10 protein-coding genes and 1 pseudogene are annotated in these 16,866 nt (G+C 51.4%); 3 read left to right on the forward strand and 8 right to left on the reverse strand.

Annotation, left to right across the window (positions count from 1 at the left end; all coding sequences use genetic code 11):
• Nucleotides 1–232: 232 nt before the first annotated feature.
• The 5 genes and pseudogenes from EYA81_RS00735 to EYA81_RS00755 all read right to left on the reverse strand — a co-directional run bounded on the left by EYA81_RS00735 (nt 233) and on the right by EYA81_RS00755 (nt 6,233).
• Nucleotides 233–1,347 (reverse strand): annotated as a pseudogene (locus EYA81_RS00735) (ABC transporter permease).
• Between the two features lie 112 nt (nt 1,348–1,459).
• The gene (locus EYA81_RS00740; RefSeq protein WP_016273869.1) at nt 1,460–2,563 is read right to left on the reverse strand and encodes an ABC transporter permease; all 1,104 of its coding nucleotides are present in this window, start codon (nt 2,561–2,563) and stop codon (nt 1,460–1,462) included.
• A 47-nt stretch (nt 2,564–2,610) separates the two neighbouring features.
• Nucleotides 2,611–4,068 (reverse strand): ATP-binding cassette domain-containing protein, encoded by a 1,458-nt coding sequence (locus EYA81_RS00745; protein ID WP_129643801.1) that lies wholly within the window; start codon nt 4,066–4,068, stop codon nt 2,611–2,613.
• Nucleotides 4,046–4,936, reverse strand: a complete 891-nt coding sequence (locus tag EYA81_RS00750) for an HlyD family secretion protein (RefSeq protein WP_117600895.1) — start codon at nt 4,934–4,936, stop codon at nt 4,046–4,048. The genes EYA81_RS00745 and EYA81_RS00750 overlap by 23 nt, the downstream gene beginning before the upstream one ends.
• Nucleotides 4,937–4,970: 34 nt before the next feature.
• Nucleotides 4,971–6,233: a TolC family protein gene (locus EYA81_RS00755; RefSeq protein ID WP_131225267.1), complete on the reverse strand. Its 1,263-nt coding sequence runs from the start codon at nt 6,231–6,233 to the stop codon at nt 4,971–4,973.
• A 191-nt stretch (nt 6,234–6,424) separates the two neighbouring features.
• On the opposite strand from EYA81_RS00755, the gene EYA81_RS00760 reads away from it, so the two are divergent.
• Nucleotides 6,425–7,318: an AraC family transcriptional regulator gene (locus EYA81_RS00760; protein ID WP_131225268.1), complete on the forward strand. Its 894-nt coding sequence runs from the start codon at nt 6,425–6,427 to the stop codon at nt 7,316–7,318.
• Between the two features lie 2 nt (nt 7,319–7,320).
• On the opposite strand, the gene EYA81_RS00765 is transcribed toward EYA81_RS00760, so the two are convergent.
• Nucleotides 7,321–7,866 (reverse strand): methylated-DNA--[protein]-cysteine S-methyltransferase, encoded by a 546-nt coding sequence (locus tag EYA81_RS00765; protein ID WP_117600898.1) that lies wholly within the window; start codon nt 7,864–7,866, stop codon nt 7,321–7,323.
• A 167-nt stretch (nt 7,867–8,033) separates the two neighbouring features.
• Between EYA81_RS00765 and EYA81_RS00770 the strand changes: the two genes are divergently transcribed.
• Together EYA81_RS00770 and EYA81_RS00775 are read left to right on the forward strand one after the other, a co-directional pair.
• Nucleotides 8,034–9,104: an efflux RND transporter periplasmic adaptor subunit gene (locus EYA81_RS00770; protein WP_117600899.1), complete on the forward strand. Its 1,071-nt coding sequence runs from the start codon at nt 8,034–8,036 to the stop codon at nt 9,102–9,104.
• A 20-nt stretch (nt 9,105–9,124) separates the two neighbouring features.
• Nucleotides 9,125–12,253, forward strand: a complete 3,129-nt coding sequence (locus EYA81_RS00775; protein WP_119961532.1) for an efflux RND transporter permease subunit — start codon at nt 9,125–9,127, stop codon at nt 12,251–12,253.
• 80 nt (nt 12,254–12,333) lie between these two features.
• Here the strand turns inward: EYA81_RS00775 and carB are convergent, their stop codons facing one another.
• The gene (carB, locus tag EYA81_RS00780) at nt 12,334–15,570 is read right to left on the reverse strand and encodes a carbamoyl-phosphate synthase (glutamine-hydrolyzing) large subunit (RefSeq protein ID WP_117600901.1); all 3,237 of its coding nucleotides are present in this window, start codon (nt 15,568–15,570) and stop codon (nt 12,334–12,336) included.
• Nucleotides 15,571–15,787: 217 nt separating this feature from the next.
• Nucleotides 15,788–16,864, reverse strand: a complete 1,077-nt coding sequence (carA, locus tag EYA81_RS00785) for a glutamine-hydrolyzing carbamoyl-phosphate synthase small subunit (protein WP_131225269.1) — start codon at nt 16,862–16,864, stop codon at nt 15,788–15,790.
• Between the last annotated feature and the right edge of the window lie 2 nt (nt 16,865–16,866).

Genomic DNA, 16,866 nt, shown 5'->3' on the forward strand with positions numbered 1-16,866 from the left:
TATCATATAAACTCTATCAATTAATTAACAAGTATAACAGCTATTAGATATATATCACTACTAGCCCCCTTTCCACACAAAAAACAGCTTTCATTATCCATAATAAAAGGGCTACACCTTTTCCTCCTCATGGTGTAGCCTTAAACACAAAAGGGTGTAGCTATCCAAGGCAAATGGTGTAGCCTTTCTTCAAGAAAAAAAGCCAAATGGGATGCTAATATAGAAAAATCAGTTAACTGCTTTTCCTATAACTTTTTACCGCCCACAGATTGAAGACCAATGCAAAGACCAACAAGGCTCCCAACTGCGGAAACAGTTCGGCAAATCCGCCGCCACGGAGATGATGGTACGCATCACCTCCACAAAATAGCGCAGCGGATTGATGCGGGTAATCCATTGCGCCCATTCGGGCATACTGTGGATGGGAGTGAAAAGACCGCTCATCAGGATAAGGATAAGCATGAAGAACCACATGACGAACATGGCCTGCTGCAACGTTGCCGAATGATTGGATATGACCAGCCCGAACCCCGACACCACCGGCAGAAACACCAGAGCCATGCCATAGATAGTGAGGAAATGCCCCGCCGGCAGAATGCCGTAAAGCAGCCATGCCAGCACGAAACAGATGGTGAGCACCACCAGGCCTATCAGCCAGTAAGGTATCAGCTTGGCGGCAATGAAGGTGAACTTGCGGACGGGAGTGACATTTATCTGCTCGATGGTGCCCGCCTCCTTCTCGCCCACCACATTGAGGGCGGGGAGAAAACCGCAAATCATGGTCAGCAGCATCACCATAAGGGCGGGAACCATGAAAAGCTTATAGTTCAGAGTGGGATTGTAAAGGTTTTGTGTAGCGATATCCACCCGGGGAAGCGACTTCCCGGCAAGCCCTTGCGAAGACGACTCCGAACCCAGTTCACGGGTATAGTCACTGATGATGGAAGACAAGTAGGAACCTCCCAGACTGCCCTTCGTACCGTTCACGGCATTGGCCGCCACCAGCAGACGGGGCGCCTCTCCCTTCACCCAATCCTTTTCGAAATCGCGGGGAATCTCCAGCACGACATCCGCCGAACCGGCTTCAATGGCGAGCAAAGCCTCATCGTATGTATCGGAAAGCGCTGTCAGGCGGAAATAAGTGGATACGCCGATTTTATCTACCAGACGGCGGGACAAGACGCTGTGGTCATTGTCCACTATATTCAGATTGATGTTCTTTATCTCCAGATTGGCGGCCCAGGGCATCAGTATCATAATCATGCACGGGAAAATGAAAATCAGCTTGGGCAGGAAGGAGTTGCGGAACAACTGCTTGAATTCCTTTTCAATGAGAAACTTTATCATAAGACGATATTTTAAAGATTTTAGACATAAGAACAAAAGAACAGATTTCCCGTATCCTTTTGTCCTTATGTTCTTCTGCCTGAATAATTAATATAAAATTCATATCCGCTCTTTACTCAAGCCGATGCTTGAATTTCTTGAAACTCACCGTTATCAGCAATACCGCCATCGTGGCAAGTATGCCGACCTCCATCAGCACAAGCGAAACATCCACTCCCTCAATCATCAGCTTACGCACCGCCTGGATATACCAGCGTGCAGGAAGCACAGCTGAAATGGCCTGCAAGATAACGGGCATACTCTCAATGGGGAATATCATGCCCGAAAGCAACATGGTGGGCATCATCAGCATCAGTCCGGACACCAGCATAGCGGCAACCTGCGTCCGGGTGACCGTGGAAATCAGCAGCCCCAGCGCCAGGGAGACAAAGATGAATAGCAGCGACACCACCACCAGCCAGAACAAGCTGCCCGCCACGGGAACATCGAGCACATAGACCGAAAGCAGAAGAATGGTGGTCAAGTTGACAAACGACAGCACAAAATAGGGCACCGCCTTTGCCAGAATGATGAAAAGCGGTTTGACGGGAGAAACCAGCAGGACCTCCATCGTCCCCGTCTCCTTCTCGCGCACAATGGAGATGGAGGTCATCATGGCGCAAATCAGCATCAGAATAAGCCCCATGACACCCGGCACGAAGTTGTAGGCACTCTTCATCTGCGGATTGTACAGCAGCTTGAGCTGGGGTACGATGGCAGCGGCATGCACTCCCGGCGGAAGCATCTCCTGCCCGGCAGAGGAAATGATGTTTGCGGCATAGCCTGCCTGCATAGTCGCCATATTGGGGTCTGTGGCGTCGGAGACAAGCTGCACGCGCGCCTCGCCGGTATAAAGCTTGTCCGAGAAACGCTCGCTGAAAACAAGCGCCATGTCAATCTCCCCTCTTCCGAAAGAAGCCTCCATATCGGCGGGAGAATGCAGGCGGCAGATGACGGTGAAGTATTCGCTTGCATCCATGCGGTCGATGATACGGCGGGTAACTACGTCATTCGACGGGTCGAGCACCGCCACACGCACGTTCTTCACCTCGGTGGTGATGGCAAAACCGAAAAGGATTATCTGCACGATGGGCATGCCCAGCAGAATCAGCATCGTGCGCCGGTCGCGGAAGATATGGAAGAACTCTTTTCGGATGAAAGATATGAATTGTTTCATTGTCTATATTTATATTTAGGCTCGGATAACGCGGATTTCACGGATTCTCAGTCGGCGGTTCGCACGGCTTGGCGAGCCAGTTGTTGGAATACATCGTCCATTGTAGTGGCATTGAACTGCCGTTTCAGCTCCCCGGGAGTGTCGAGTGCACGGATGACGCCATCTACCATGATGGAGATGCGGTCGCAATACTCTGCCTCGTCCATAAAGTGGGTGGTGACAAAGACGGTGATGCCCTCGTCGGCAGCCTGGTAAATCAGTTCCCAGAACTGGCGGCGCGTGGCGGGGTCTACCCCACCCGTAGGCTCATCCAGAAAGACAATCTTGGGACGGTGGAAGATGGAGACGGAGAAGGCCAGCTTCTGCTTCCAGCCCAGTGGAAGGCTTTTCACCAGTGTGTCACGTTCCTTTTCCAACCCGAGGCGGAGGAGCAGCTCCTCCGTTTTAGGAGCAATCTCCGCTTCGGGGATGCCGTAGATACCGGCAAAGAGGCGGATATTCTCCCACACCTTGAGGTCTTCGTAAAGGGAAAATTTCTGGCTCATGTAGCCGATGTTCTTCTTCACTTCTTCGGGTTGGGAAGCCACATCGAAGCCTGCCACGCACGCCTTGCCGCCGGTGGGACGACTAAGCCCCGTAAGCATGCGCATGGCGGTGGTCTTGCCTGCCCCGTTGGCTCCCAGGAAACCGAAAATCTCGCCCCGATGGACTTGGAAGGAGATGTGGTCTACGGCGGTAAAATTGCCGAAACGCTTGGTCAACCCTTCCACTTCAATCACATTGTTTTCGTGGTTTTCCACCCGTTCGTGCTGCAAGCCCGGAGGGCAGAGGATGCCCGCAAAACGTGTCAGGATGCGGTCAGGGGTATCGACGCCTTTTATCTCCCCTTCGTTGATGAAGGCGATGCGGTCGCATTGGCGCGCTTCGTCGATGATGGGGGTGGAAGCAATGATGGTGATACCCTGCTCCTTCAGCCGGCAGAGCATTCCCCAGAATTCCTTGCGGGACACGGGGTCGACGCCCGTAGTGGGTTCGTCCAGGAAGAGGACATCCGGTTTATGGATAAGAGCACAGCTAAGGGCGAGTTTCTGCTTCATGCCGCCGGACAACGCTCCGGCGCGGCGCTTGCGGAAAGGTTCTATCTGCCGGTAAATGTCGCGCACCAAATCATAATTCTCCTCGATGGCGGTGTGGAAAACGGTGGCGAAGAAATTGAGATTCTCCTCTACCGTCAAGTCCGGATAGAGGGAGAAGCGTCCGGGCATATACCCCACCCGCCTGCGGATGGCTTTGTAGTCCTTCACCACATCCAGGCCGCAGACCGAAGCCGAGCCTCCGTCGGCAAGCAGCAAGGTGGTGAGGATGCGGAAAAGCGATGTCTTGCCCGCACCGTCCGGCCCGATGATGCCGAAAAGCTCACCGGGAGCTACTGACAGAGAGACACCCCGCAGGGCTTCCACGCTGCCGTAACGTTTGGAGATATTAGTTAAAGTTACAGCCTCCATACATTCCTATTTTCAGCATCCCGTCATTCTTCACGGCAATCTTTACGGCATAGACCAGATTGGCGCGCTCGTCTTTCGTCAAGATAGTTTTTGGAGTAAATTCGGAGGTATCGGAAATCCAGGTGACAACGCCAGGATATTCTTGGCGCACATCCTTGCCATAATCCGCATAAACCTTCACTTGCTGCCCCAGCTTGATTTCGGCAAGCTGTTCGGAGGTGATGTAGGCACGGAGGTAAATCTGCTCCATATCCGCCACTTTGAAAAGAGGGGTACCGGGAGCAGCCAGCTCTCCGGCTTCGGCATATTTGGCAAGGACGGTTCCCGTCAGCGGAGAGGTGATGTGGCATTTGCGCAGCTGGTCTTCTATCTGCGCCACCTGGATGCCGACGGAGGAACTTTGCCAAGTGAGGCTGCGGTCGCTGTTGCGCAGGGTGGAGTTCTGGGCGTCGAGCTGCTTGCGGAGGACTTCGAGAAGGGACTCGGCATCATCGAGCTGCTTCTGGTTGGCGGCACCCACACGGAGCAGGTTGGACACACGATCGCGTTCGCGCCGTGCCTGCACAATCTGTTCCTGAGTGGCGGCTACTTGTTTCAGGATATCGGGCCGCTGGCCTTCCACGGACTTGACACTGGCCTCCAACTGGAGTTTCTTCAGATAGAGTTGGACGGTATCTATAATGCCTACTTCCTGCCCGTCTTTCAGTGTCGTGCCTTCCTCGATGTCGAAACTCAGCAGTCTTCCGGACGCCTCGGCAGAAACGATGACTTCGGTAGCCTCGAACGTTCCCGTCGCATCATATTTCGGAGCACCGCCGGTGCAGGCGGCAAGGAGAAATAAAAAAGGAAATAATTTCAATGATTTCATACTATTTCAAGTTATAAATTACGGATTATAGTCACTAATTGTTCAGCGTATATTTCAGCTGCCAGATGTTCATCAGCAACTGCACCTCATGCAATGCCTTAGTCTGTCGTGCCATACTTTCGTTGGTAATCTCCCGCAGCATATCGGTCACGGTCATTGTCCCGTTCTGTACCTTGGCCTCGGCTGCACGGCGGATATTCCCACGCAGACGGATAATCTCGTCATCATCCACCATCTGGCGGCGCATGGATACAATGCCCGCATCCTGCTGCGTAGCCTGCAGGCGAATGTTGAAAAGGAACACATCCCGGCCGGTCTCTATCTGTTGGCGGGTATTGTCTATCCTGCGGCGGTCGTTCTTCAACGTATACAGACTGCCGAAATTCCAGGACATGCGCACCCCCGCCATGTAATAGGCGTTGAATTCATCTTTCAGCATATTCAACCCCGGATTGCCGTATGCCCCTTGTACAAAAAGGCCGAAACGCGGCATCAACCGGGTGTTCAAGGCTGCCTCCTGCTGGCGGAGTTGCTCTCCCTGCGCATCGTACCAACGAAGTTCGGGACGGTTGTTCATCTGCCGGTCTATGTTTTCTTCGGCAGCCGGTTTCAATAAAACCGTTTCGGAAGAGAGATCCTTGCCCGTAAAGGCAGCAAGCATGCTGAGGTATGCACGACGGGTGGTCTCCAATTCCACACGGTGCTGCCTGGTGTTCAGTTGCTCTACGCTGACTGCATCCAGGTCGCTCGGGGTGGCGATGCCATTGGCTATATAGTCGGCTACCTGCTTGTGGGTTCTGCCCAAATCTTCTTGCAAGAGGCTGTTCTGTTTCAGCTGTTCGTCCAGCAGCAGGATGCCGAAAAAGAGCTGGTTCACCCGGTCAGTCAAGGCATACATGTCTACATGCTGTTTTTCCAGTTCCACTTCCGAGGCGGCACGCGTCAATCGTTTTCTGGAACGTATATCCCCACCATCCCAGAGGGTCTGCTGCACTTCGAGCATCACCTGGTACTGGTCTTTCGAAGCAGTCTTGATGTCGAGATTAGGGATTTCGACCGGTAGCCGGGTGATGTCACTCTGGTACGTGACCTTGCCGGATAGGGAGAACTGGGGCAAGTAACCTTTTCCGGCATTAGAGAGGTCGTACTCGCGTGCCTTTTCTATCAGTCCATATTGCCTGACCAACGGATAATTGTCCTGCGCCCGGCGCTGACACTCCTCCAACGTGAGCTGGGCATGTGCCAGCATGGCGGCAAGAGAAAGGGTAAAAAAGAAAACGGTTCGTTTCATATCCATTCTGTTTCTTGTTTATTCTACATGGTTTTGTTCTATACACATGCAAAGATAAAGGCATAATCCTATACCCTTACAATCCATTTGTGCGCAAAGATGTTCTAATAGTACGACATTTCGTAGGAAAAGGCAAATAATAGGAACACTTTATTATCTTTGCGGTGGAAATATACATTATTCATAACGGGAAAGATATGGAAAAGAACAAACCGATAAGCGTCGCATTCGAGGACATCCGCAACAATCCGGATTTTATAGAACATTCTGAATACAGATTTATAAATGGTGATTTGGGAATGGTTATCAGTTTCTTTGCCATGGGCTCTAGACTATTCCGTACCGGGCAACCTTACCGTGCCAAAGAAGGGAGGATTATACGTATCATGCAGGGCAGTGGCCGGATATCTATCAATCTTATCGAATACGAAGCCACAGCCCATGATATTATTATCATTCCCGACAACTCGCTGATAGAGATACTGGAAATCAGTCCCGACTATGAATTCCAAGTCCTCATGCCTACCGCCCATTTTCTGCCTGTGATACAGAATTCCATTCTTACGGAAGCTTACACACGAAACGGGATTCTCTTTTCATGCAACAACACGGAATGGACACGCATCAGCCACTTTTTCTCTTTATTATGGGACATACTTCATTGTTCGCCTTACCGCCGCGAAACCGTACAGCACTTGATTGTCTCACTTCTCTATAACCTTAAGTATATCCACGAGCACACATGCAAGTCAACTCCGGCACGTCTTTCACGCCAGGAAGAGCTATTCCGCCGCTTCATCGCTTTGGTGAACCAACACAGTAAGCACGAACGCAGCGTCAACTTCTATGCCGACAAGCTATGCCTGACACCGCACTATCTGAGTTCGGTGATACGTGAAACAAGCGGGCAAACCGTGATGCAATGGATTAATCAAGCAGTTATCCTCGAAGCCAAAGTATTGCTGAAACACAGTAATCTACTGGTGTTTCAAATATCAGACGAACTGAACTTTCCCAATCCGTCGTTCTTCTCGAAGTTCTTCAAACGCATGACGGGGATGACACCGGCAGAATACCAGAAACAAATCTGACCTTAAAACAGCTGTACTACACGAGAATTCGGCAATCCATCGCAGGAGTCTGCTTCCAATGCCAGCAGCCCTTGTTTTGCTGCCAGTCCACCGGCATAGCCTATCAGTTGACGGTTGCTGCCCACCACACGATGGCAGGGAATGAATATGGAGAGGGCATTCGCCCCATTGGCAGCCGCTACAGCCCGTACAGCCTTCGGGTTGCCCAACTTTCGGGACAGCTCGCCGTAGGACACCGTTTTCCCGTAAGGAATATTCAGCAACTCCTGCCATACCGTTTTCTGGAAATCCGTCCCTGCCAACAGTAACGGCATGTCGAACGCCGTCCGCTTACGGGCAAAATATTCATCCAACTGAATGATTGCCGTTGAAATAACTTCCGAAGTGCCCTCCTCATAAACGGCATGCAGCGTATTCCGCATCCGCCTGCCGATTTTCTCCTTGCGCTTTTCGCTTACCCAGTCGCACAGACAAAGTTTGTCTCCTAAAGAGCCGAGCATCAACTCGCCATAAGGAGACCGATAATGCTGAATCCGAATTGTTTCCATAAACTTGCTTTTTTGTATATTTGCACTTCCGATGCTTCCGACAAAAATAGATATTTATATCCGGATGTACAAGATAGAACATATTATAATACATTCCGACCTTTTCCATTTGACAGTATCGGGGTATATTTGTAAATATATAAAAACATATGATTAAATAATATACAATGAAACAGTTCTATTGGCTTATAGTAGGCATTTCCCTACTCTCACTGGCTTCCTGCAAGGGAAAGGTCAAGATGGCAAGAGACTGCCAGACAGTGAAAATAGATACAGTTATTTCAGCAGACGAACAGACCTATCTGCAATATCCAGGCAAAGTGAAAGCAGCACAGGATATCAGCCTTGCTTTCAGAGTCAGCGGAACCATCCAGAAAATATATGTGGAGAACGGTGCACGCGTAAGTCAGGGACAACTGCTCGCCGAACTCGACCCGACAGACTATCAGGTGCAGTTGGATGCCACAGAAGCCGAATATAAACAGATAAAGGCGGATGCCAAACGGGTGATGTCACTTTACAAAGACTCCGTCACTACTTCCAGCGCCAACGACAAGGCGGTATATGGATTAAAGCAGATTGCAGCCAAATACCGGCACCACAAGGACCAGCTCAACTACACCAAGCTCTACGCCCCCTTCAACGGCTTTGTACAGAAACGTCTTTTTGAGGCGCACGAAACGATAGGCGCCGGTATGCCTGTTCTCTCCATAATCAGCAGCAGTATGCCCGAAGTGGAAATCAATCTTCCGGCAGCGGAATACATCCGGCGCGGACAGTTCCACAGCTATTACTGTTCATTCGATGTCTATCCAGGCAAGACCTACCGGCTGAAACTGATAAGCATCACTCCCAAAGCCAATGCCAACCAGCTCTATACCGTACGCCTGCAACTGCTTGCCGACAAGCAGCAGCCCGTACCCTCTCCGGGCATGAATACGATGGTTACCATCCAGTACGACGAAGAGAATTCATGCCAACTGTCCGTTCCGAGCGGCGCCGTACTGCAAATAGACGGAAAAGCGCAGGTATTTGTCTACAACCCGTCCGACAACCGGATTACCGCCCGCGAAGTGACCCTCCTTCGCCTGACAAGCAACGGTCGCAGCCTCATCAGCTCCAACCATCTGAAACCGGGCGAACTGGTCGTGTCTTCCGGAGTCCACCACATCAAAGACGGAGAAACCGTAAAACCGCTCGCCGGAACCAGCGGAACAAATATTGGAGGACTATTGTAACCACTAATCCCTAAAAAACTATGGATATAAGTAAATGGGCATTTCAGAACCGTAATCTGATATACTTCCTAGTAGCTGTCCTGCTGCTGGGAGGAGCTTATTCCAGCTATGAGATGAGCAAACTGGAAGATCCGGAAATAAAGGTGAAACTCGCCATGGTAGTGACACCCTATCCGGGAGCCTCGGCTCATCAAGTGGAACTGGAAGTGACGGATGTACTGGAAAAGAGCATCCGCAGCATGGGCCACATAGACAATGTGGAAAGCTACTCCTACAACGACCTTTCACTGATACAGATAGAGTTGACAACAACCACCCGAGACGATGAGGTGGAACAATGCTGGGACATGCTACGCCGCAAAGTGAACGATGCCCGTGCCTCACTGCCCGACGGGGCCGGTACACCTATCGTCAAAGATGATTTCGGGAATGTATATGGTATGTTCTACGCACTGACCGGCGACGGCTTGTCCGATCGGCAATTGTCCGACTATGCGGAACTCGTGAAGCGGGAAATCAGCGACATGGAAGGAATTGACCGGGTGGAACTCTACGGAAAACGCTCCGAGTGCATCAACATCTCCCTGCTGCAAGACCGCATGGCAAATTTGGGTGTGAAACCAGCTGAGGTGCTTGCCACCCTGAACGGGCAGAACAAGACCACTTACAGCGGCTATTACGACAATGGTGACCACCGCATCCGTGTAACTGTAAGCGACAAATTCAAGACTGTGGAGGACATCGGCAACATGCTTATACAAGGACATGACGACGACCAGCTCCGCATGCGCGACATCGCACAGATAGAAAAAGGATACGAAGAGCCTACCCGCAACGAAATGTTCTTCGACAGCGAACGGGCACAAGGTATCCTGATTGCCGCCTCCAGCGGAACAGACATTGTGAAAGTAGGCGCTGAAGTAGAAAAGAGGTTAGCACAGCTCAAAGAAACCCGTCTGCCTGCAGGCGTAGACTGCCATAAGGTTTTCTACCAGCCGGAACGCGTCGGCGCTTCATTGGGGACATTCATCATCAACCTGATAGAGTCTGTCATCATCGTAGTGCTCATTCTGATGGTGGCTATGGGATTCAAAAGTGGGGTCATTATCGGAATCAGTCTGGTGGTCACCGTCTTCGGTTCATTTATGTTTCTATATACGGCAGGCGGAACAATGCAGCGTGTATCACTGGCCGCATTTGTCCTCGCAATGGGTATGTTGGTAGACAATGCCATCGTCATCATTGACGGCATACTGGTAGACCTGAAAGCCGGAAAAAAACGGATGGAAGCCATGACAGCCATAGGGAGACAGACAGCCATGCCGCTGCTGGGAGCTACGCTGATAGCCATCATAGCTTTTCTGCCCATCTTCATGTCGCCCGACACGGCAGGGGTCTACACACGTGACCTTTTCATCGTCCTGGCAGTGTCTTTGCTGTTAAGCTGGGTACTGGCGTTGGTTCATGTACCACTGATGGCCAATCGGTATCTGCATCCTGCCGTCGAAACCAACGCCACAGGAGCGAGAGAATACAAAGGACGCACTTATGCTGTCTTGCGCGCCGCCCTGCGGATGGGACTGGCACACCGCTGGAGCTTTGTGTTGACAATGCTCGTCCTGCTCGGACTGTCTGCCTTCGGCTACCAGTACATGCGCCAGGGATTCTTCCCCGACATGGTTTACGACCAACTATATATGGAATATAAACTGCCCGAAGGCAATAACTCCACACAAGTGGTTCAAGACCTCCGGGAGATAGAAACATACCTGAAAACACGCAAGGAAGTGACGCACGTCACCACTTCCATAGGCGGTACACCGGGACGCTACAATCTGGTAAGGAGCATCGCCAACCCGTCTTTGGCATACGGCGAACTGATTATAGATTTCACTTCTCCCGAAGAGCTGGTAGACAACATGGACGAGATACAAAGTTACCTGACGCATCATTATCCCAATGCCTACGTCAAGATGAAGCGCTACAACCTGATGTTCAAAAAATATCCTATCGAAGTCCAGTTCATGGGACCGGACCCTGCCGTACTGCACCGGTTGGCAGACAGCGCCCGCAGTATCATGGAAAACACACCGGAGATATGCCTCATCACCACCGATTGGGAACCGCAGGTTCCGGTACTCTCCATCGAGTACGACCAAGCCGCCGCCCGTACTTTGGGGTTGAGCCGCAATGACGTAAGCTTGTCACTGCTCTCGGCCAATGGAGGTATCCCCATCGGATTCTTCTACGAAGGCATCCATCGGGACAATATCTACCTGAAATGCCTGGACGAGGAAGGACAACCGATAGAGGACCTCTCCAATACGCAAGTGTTCTCCTCGCTGCCATCGCTGAACGGACTGCTGAACGAAGAAACAATGGTAAAGCTGAAAGCCGGTACCCTCTCCAAAGAAGAGCTGGTGGAAAGTCTGATGGGCAGCACTCCACTGAAACAAATCAGCAAAAGTATCGACATACGCTGGGAAGACCCGGTAGTGCCGCGCTACAACGGACAACGGAGCCAACGCGTGCAATGCTCTCCCACACCGGGTATAGAGACGGAAAAGGCAAGGCAGGCCATCGCACGGCAGATTGAAAGGATAGAGCTTCCCGAGGGATACACACTGCAGTGGCAGGGTGAGAAAAGCGCCAGTGACCAGTCCATGAAGTATCTGTTCAAGAACTTCCCACTGGCCATCATCCTGATGATTGCCATTCTGATCATGCTGTTCAAGGATTACCGTAAACCGCTTATCATCTTCTGCTGCATTCCGATGGTTGTGGTAGGCGTGGCAGCAGTGATGCTGCTTACGGGAAAGACATTCAATTTCGTGGCAATCGTAGGGACACTGGGATTGATAGGGATGCTCATCAAGAACGGCATCGTACTGATGGATGAAATAACCTTGCAGATTAATCAGGGAGTGGAACCGATGAAAGCCTTGATAGACAGTTCACAGAGTCGTTTGCGCCCGGTATCTATGGCGGCGCTGACTACAATTCTGGGCATGATACCGTTACTGCCCGATGCCATGTTCGGCTCGCTGGCAGCTTCCATTATGGGCGGGCTGACATTCGGCACACTGATAACGTTGCTGTTCATACCGGTACTGTATGCGTTGTTTTTCCATATTAATACACAAGACTGACAAGGAGACAAGGGAAAAAAAGACGGCACATTTTTTCTTCTCTCCCTTGTCCTTCTGTTTTTCTGTCCGAAAAATATTTATCATTTATATTCCGCCCACGACTTGATGGTCAAATCATCCGGCGTCATCGTGCAGAATGCATTGATGAACGCACTTGCCAGACGGGCATTCGTTATCAAAGGAATATTGAGGTCGATGGCGGCACGGCGTATCTTGTAGCCGTTATCCAACTCGCCTGCGGTGAGGTTCTTCGGAATATTGACCACCATGTCTATCTCCTTGCGGTGCAGCATGTCAAGTGCCTGCGGCTGGCGTTCGGGTTCGCTGGGCCAGTAGACGCGCGTATTCTCCACACCGTTCTCCGTAAGGAAGTTGCTGGAACCACCCGTGGCAAATATCTTATACCCCTTCTTCTGAAGCATACGCGCGGCAGAAAGCATGTCCACTTTCTGCTTCGGAGTACCGGTAGAAAGCAGGATGTTCTTCTCCGGAATGCGGTAGCCCACGGAGAGCATCGCCTTGAGAATGGCGCAGGAAGTATCGCTGCCGATGCAACCCACCTCGCCCGTGCTTGCCATATCCACACCCAGTACCGGGTCGGCCTTCTGCAGACGGTTGAAGGAGAACTGGCTCGCCTTGATGCCTACATAATCCAAATCGAACAGATTCTTGTCCGGCTTCTGTACCGGAATGCCGAGCATCACCTTCGTGGCAAGTTCAATAAGGTTTATCTTCAGCACCTTGCTGACAAACGGAAACGAACGGCTGGCGCGGAGGTTGCACTCAATCACCTTAATGTCGTTCTCGCGTGCCAGATACTGGATATTGAACGGACCGGAGATGTTCAGCTCACGGGCAATCTCGCGGCTGATGCGCTTGATGCGGCGCACTGTCTCCACATACAACTTTTGTGGCGGGAACTGGATAGTGGCGTCACCGGAATGCACTCCGGCAAACTCGATATGCTCACTGATGGCGTACGCGATAATCTCTCCATCTTGCGCCACAGCATCCATCTCCACCTCCTTGGCATGCTCAATGAACTGGCTCACCACTACGGGATGTTTCTTGCTGACATTCGCCGCCAGCTTCAGGAAGCGTTCCAGCTCCTCCCGGTTGGAACAGACGTTCATCGCAGCGCCGGACAATACGTAGGAAGGACGGACCAATACCGGGAAGCCCACCTTATCCACAAAGGCGTTGATGTCCTCCAGGGAGGTCAGCGCCCGCCATTCGGGTTGGTCTACACCAATGCGGTCGAGCATGGCGGAGAACTTGTCACGGTCTTCGGCATTGTCGATGCTCCTGGCGCTTGTACCGAGAATAGGTACCTTCTGCGCATCGAGGCGCAGGGCAAGGTTATTCGGTATCTGACCACCGGTAGAGACAATCACCCCGTGGGGATTCTCCAGTTCGAGAATATCCATCACACGCTCGAAGGTGAGCTCGTCGAAGTAAAGACGGTCGCACATGTCATAGTCCGTAGACACGGTTTCGGGGTTGTAGTTTATCATGACACTGCGGTAGCCTTCCTGACGGATGGTGTTCAGGGCCTGCACGCCGCACCAGTCGAACTCTACGGAAGAACCGATGCGGTAGGCGCCGGAGCCCAATACGACAATGGACTTGCGGTCGCCGAGGTAACGGACATCATTTGCCGTGCCGCTATACGTCAGGTAGAGATAGTTGGTCTGTGCGGGATATTCGGCGGCAAGGGTATCTATCTGCTTCACTACGGGCAGAATGCCTGCACTCTTGCGGAAATTGCGGACGGCAAGGATGGCTTCTTCGCCGTCCATTGCTTGTTCCAAGCCGAGGGCACGGGCTATCTGAAAATCAGAGAAGCCTTGTACTTTAGCTTTACGCAATAAGTCCACGGGAATCATTGGCAACTCTCCATCAGCCATAAAAGAGTGCAGTTCCCTGCTGGTATCCATGATGTTCATCAGCTTCTCCAGGAACCAACGGTCTATCTTGGTCAATGCGTGCACCTGATCCACCGTATACCCGGCACGGAAGGCTTTGGAGATGACAAAGATACGTTTGTCGGTAGGTTCGCGCAGAGCCTTGTCCAAATCGGCAATCACCAGTTCCTTGTTCTCCACAAAGCCGTGCATGCCCTGGCCTATCATACGTAAGCCTTTCTGAATAGCTTCTTCGAAAGTACGCCCGATAGCCATTACCTCGCCTACCGACTTCATGCTCGAACCCAGTTCCTTGTCCACTCCATGGAACTTGCCCAAATCCCAACGCGGTATCTTGCAAACCACATAGTCCAGAGCAGGTTCGAAGAAAGCGCTTGTGGTCTTTGTTACGGAGTTGTTCAAGTCGAACAAACCATAGCCCAAGCCGAGTTTTGCCGCCACAAATGCCAACGGATAACCCGTTGCTTTAGAGGCCAATGCAGAGGAACGGCTCAAGCGTGCATTCACCTCGATTACCCGGTAGTCCTCGCTCATCGGGTCGTAGGCATACTGCACGTTACACTCTCCCACAATACCGATGTGACGGATAATGCGGATAGCGAGTTCACGCAATTTATGATAGTCCGTATTGCTCAACGTCTGTGACGGGGCAATAACGATGGACTCGCCCGTATGGATGCCCAGGGGGTCGAAGTTCTCCATGTTACAGACCGTGATGCAGTTGTCGAAGCGGTCGCGCACCACCTCGTATTCCACTTCCTTCCATCCCTTCAGCGATTTTTCCACCAACACCTGCGGGGAGAAGGAGAAGGCTTTCTCTACCAGCACATTCAGCTCTTCTTCATTGTCGCAGAAGCCCGAACCCAGTCCGCCAAGCGCGTATGCGGCACGGACAATGACCGGATATCCCAGTTCCCGGGCTGCGCGACGGGCATCTGCCGCATTCTCCACAGCTTCGCTCTTGATGGTCTTTACATCAATCTCATTCAGTTTCTGCACAAAGATTTCACGGTCCTCCGTGTCAATGATAGCCTGTACGGGAGTGCCGAGAACCGTCACGCCGTACTTCTCGAAAATCTTGTCCTTGTAGAGGGAAACACCGCAGTTCAGTGCCGTCTGTCCGCCAAAAGCAAGCATGATTCCGTCTGGGCGCTCCTTCTCTATCACCTTCTCCACGAAGTAAGGAGTGACGGGCAGGAAGTAAATCTGGTCGGCAACGCCCTCCGAGGTCTGTACCGTGGCAATGTTCGGATTGATGAGAACCGTGTAGATACCTTCCTCCTTCAATGCCTTGAGCGCCTGCGAACCGGAGTAGTCAAACTCTCCTGCCTCACCGATTTTCAGTGCACCGGAGCCAAGCAGCAGGACTTTCTTTATATTGTTTTCTTTCATTTGCATATCTGTTTATTAAAAATGTAATAGTAGTAATAAAACCTTATCTTTCTCTTACCTTACACAATCAGTCACTAATTGAATGACATTCAGTATAGGACTGAAAGGTATTCACTCTGGGACTGAATGACATTCAGTATGGGACTCATTACACCGTCTTTTACATACTGATTATCAAGAGATTACGAACACAACCATTCTTGATAAAATTCTCTTACTAAAGCAACTTCACAAAGTCATCAAAAAGAAACTCCGTATCCGTCGGCCCGCTGGCAGCTTCGGGATGAAACTGTGCGGAGAACCAGGGATTGCGTTTGTGGCGGATTCCTTCATTAGAACCATCGTTCATATTGATGAAAAGCGGTTCCCAGTCTTCTGTCAGCGTATTGTTGTCTACGGCATACCCATGATTCTGTGAGGTGATGAAGCAACGTTCCGTACCCACCATACGCACCGGTTGGTTATGGCTGCGGTGGCCGTATTTCAATTTGTATATCTTGGCGCCCCCAGCTTTGGAAAGCAACTGGTTTCCCATACAGATGCCGAAGATGGGCAGTTTCTCGTTCTGCATTGCCTTGCGGATATTCTGTACGGCAGCATCGCAGGTATCAGGGTCGCCGGGGCCGTTGGAGATGAACAGCCCGTCGAACTCCATCCCGGTATAATCATAGTCCCAGGGAACGCGAATCACTTCCACATCACGTTTCAGCAGGCAGCGGATGATGTTATGCTTGACGCCGCAATCCACAAGGAGCACTTTCTTCTTACCGGTTCCTTCGTTGTAACGGATAACCTCCTTGCAGCTGACTTTATCCACATAATTCACATCGGCATAAGAGGCCTCAGGCATTTCATCCGATTCATCATCAAAGGCGATACGTCCCATCATCACCCCATGCTCGCGAAGCACCTTTGTCAGTTCGCGGGTATCGATGCCCGTGATGCCCGGAATCTGTTCGCGTTTCAGCCAGTCACCGAGACTTTCCACCGCATTCCAATGGCTATAATTTTCGCTATAATCGCTTACAATAATGGCTTCGGCATGGATATGCTCGCTCTCCATAAAAGTGGCAAGCCCATTCGGTTCGAGAGTAAAAGGCGGCACACCGTAATTGCCCACCAACGGATAGGTGAGCGTCATCAGCTGTCCGACATACGAAGGGTCGGTCAGACTTTCGGGATAACCCGTCATGGCTGTATTGAAGACCACCTCTCCCGCTACCGGTTTTTCAAAGCCGAACGACTTGCCGTGGAAGCGGCTCCCGTCGTCGAGGATTAGAGTTACATTTCTCATTG

It is taken from the genome of Bacteroides sp. A1C1 (assembly GCF_004328515.1).
GTDB lineage: Bacteria > Bacteroidota > Bacteroidia > Bacteroidales > Bacteroidaceae > Bacteroides > Bacteroides uniformis.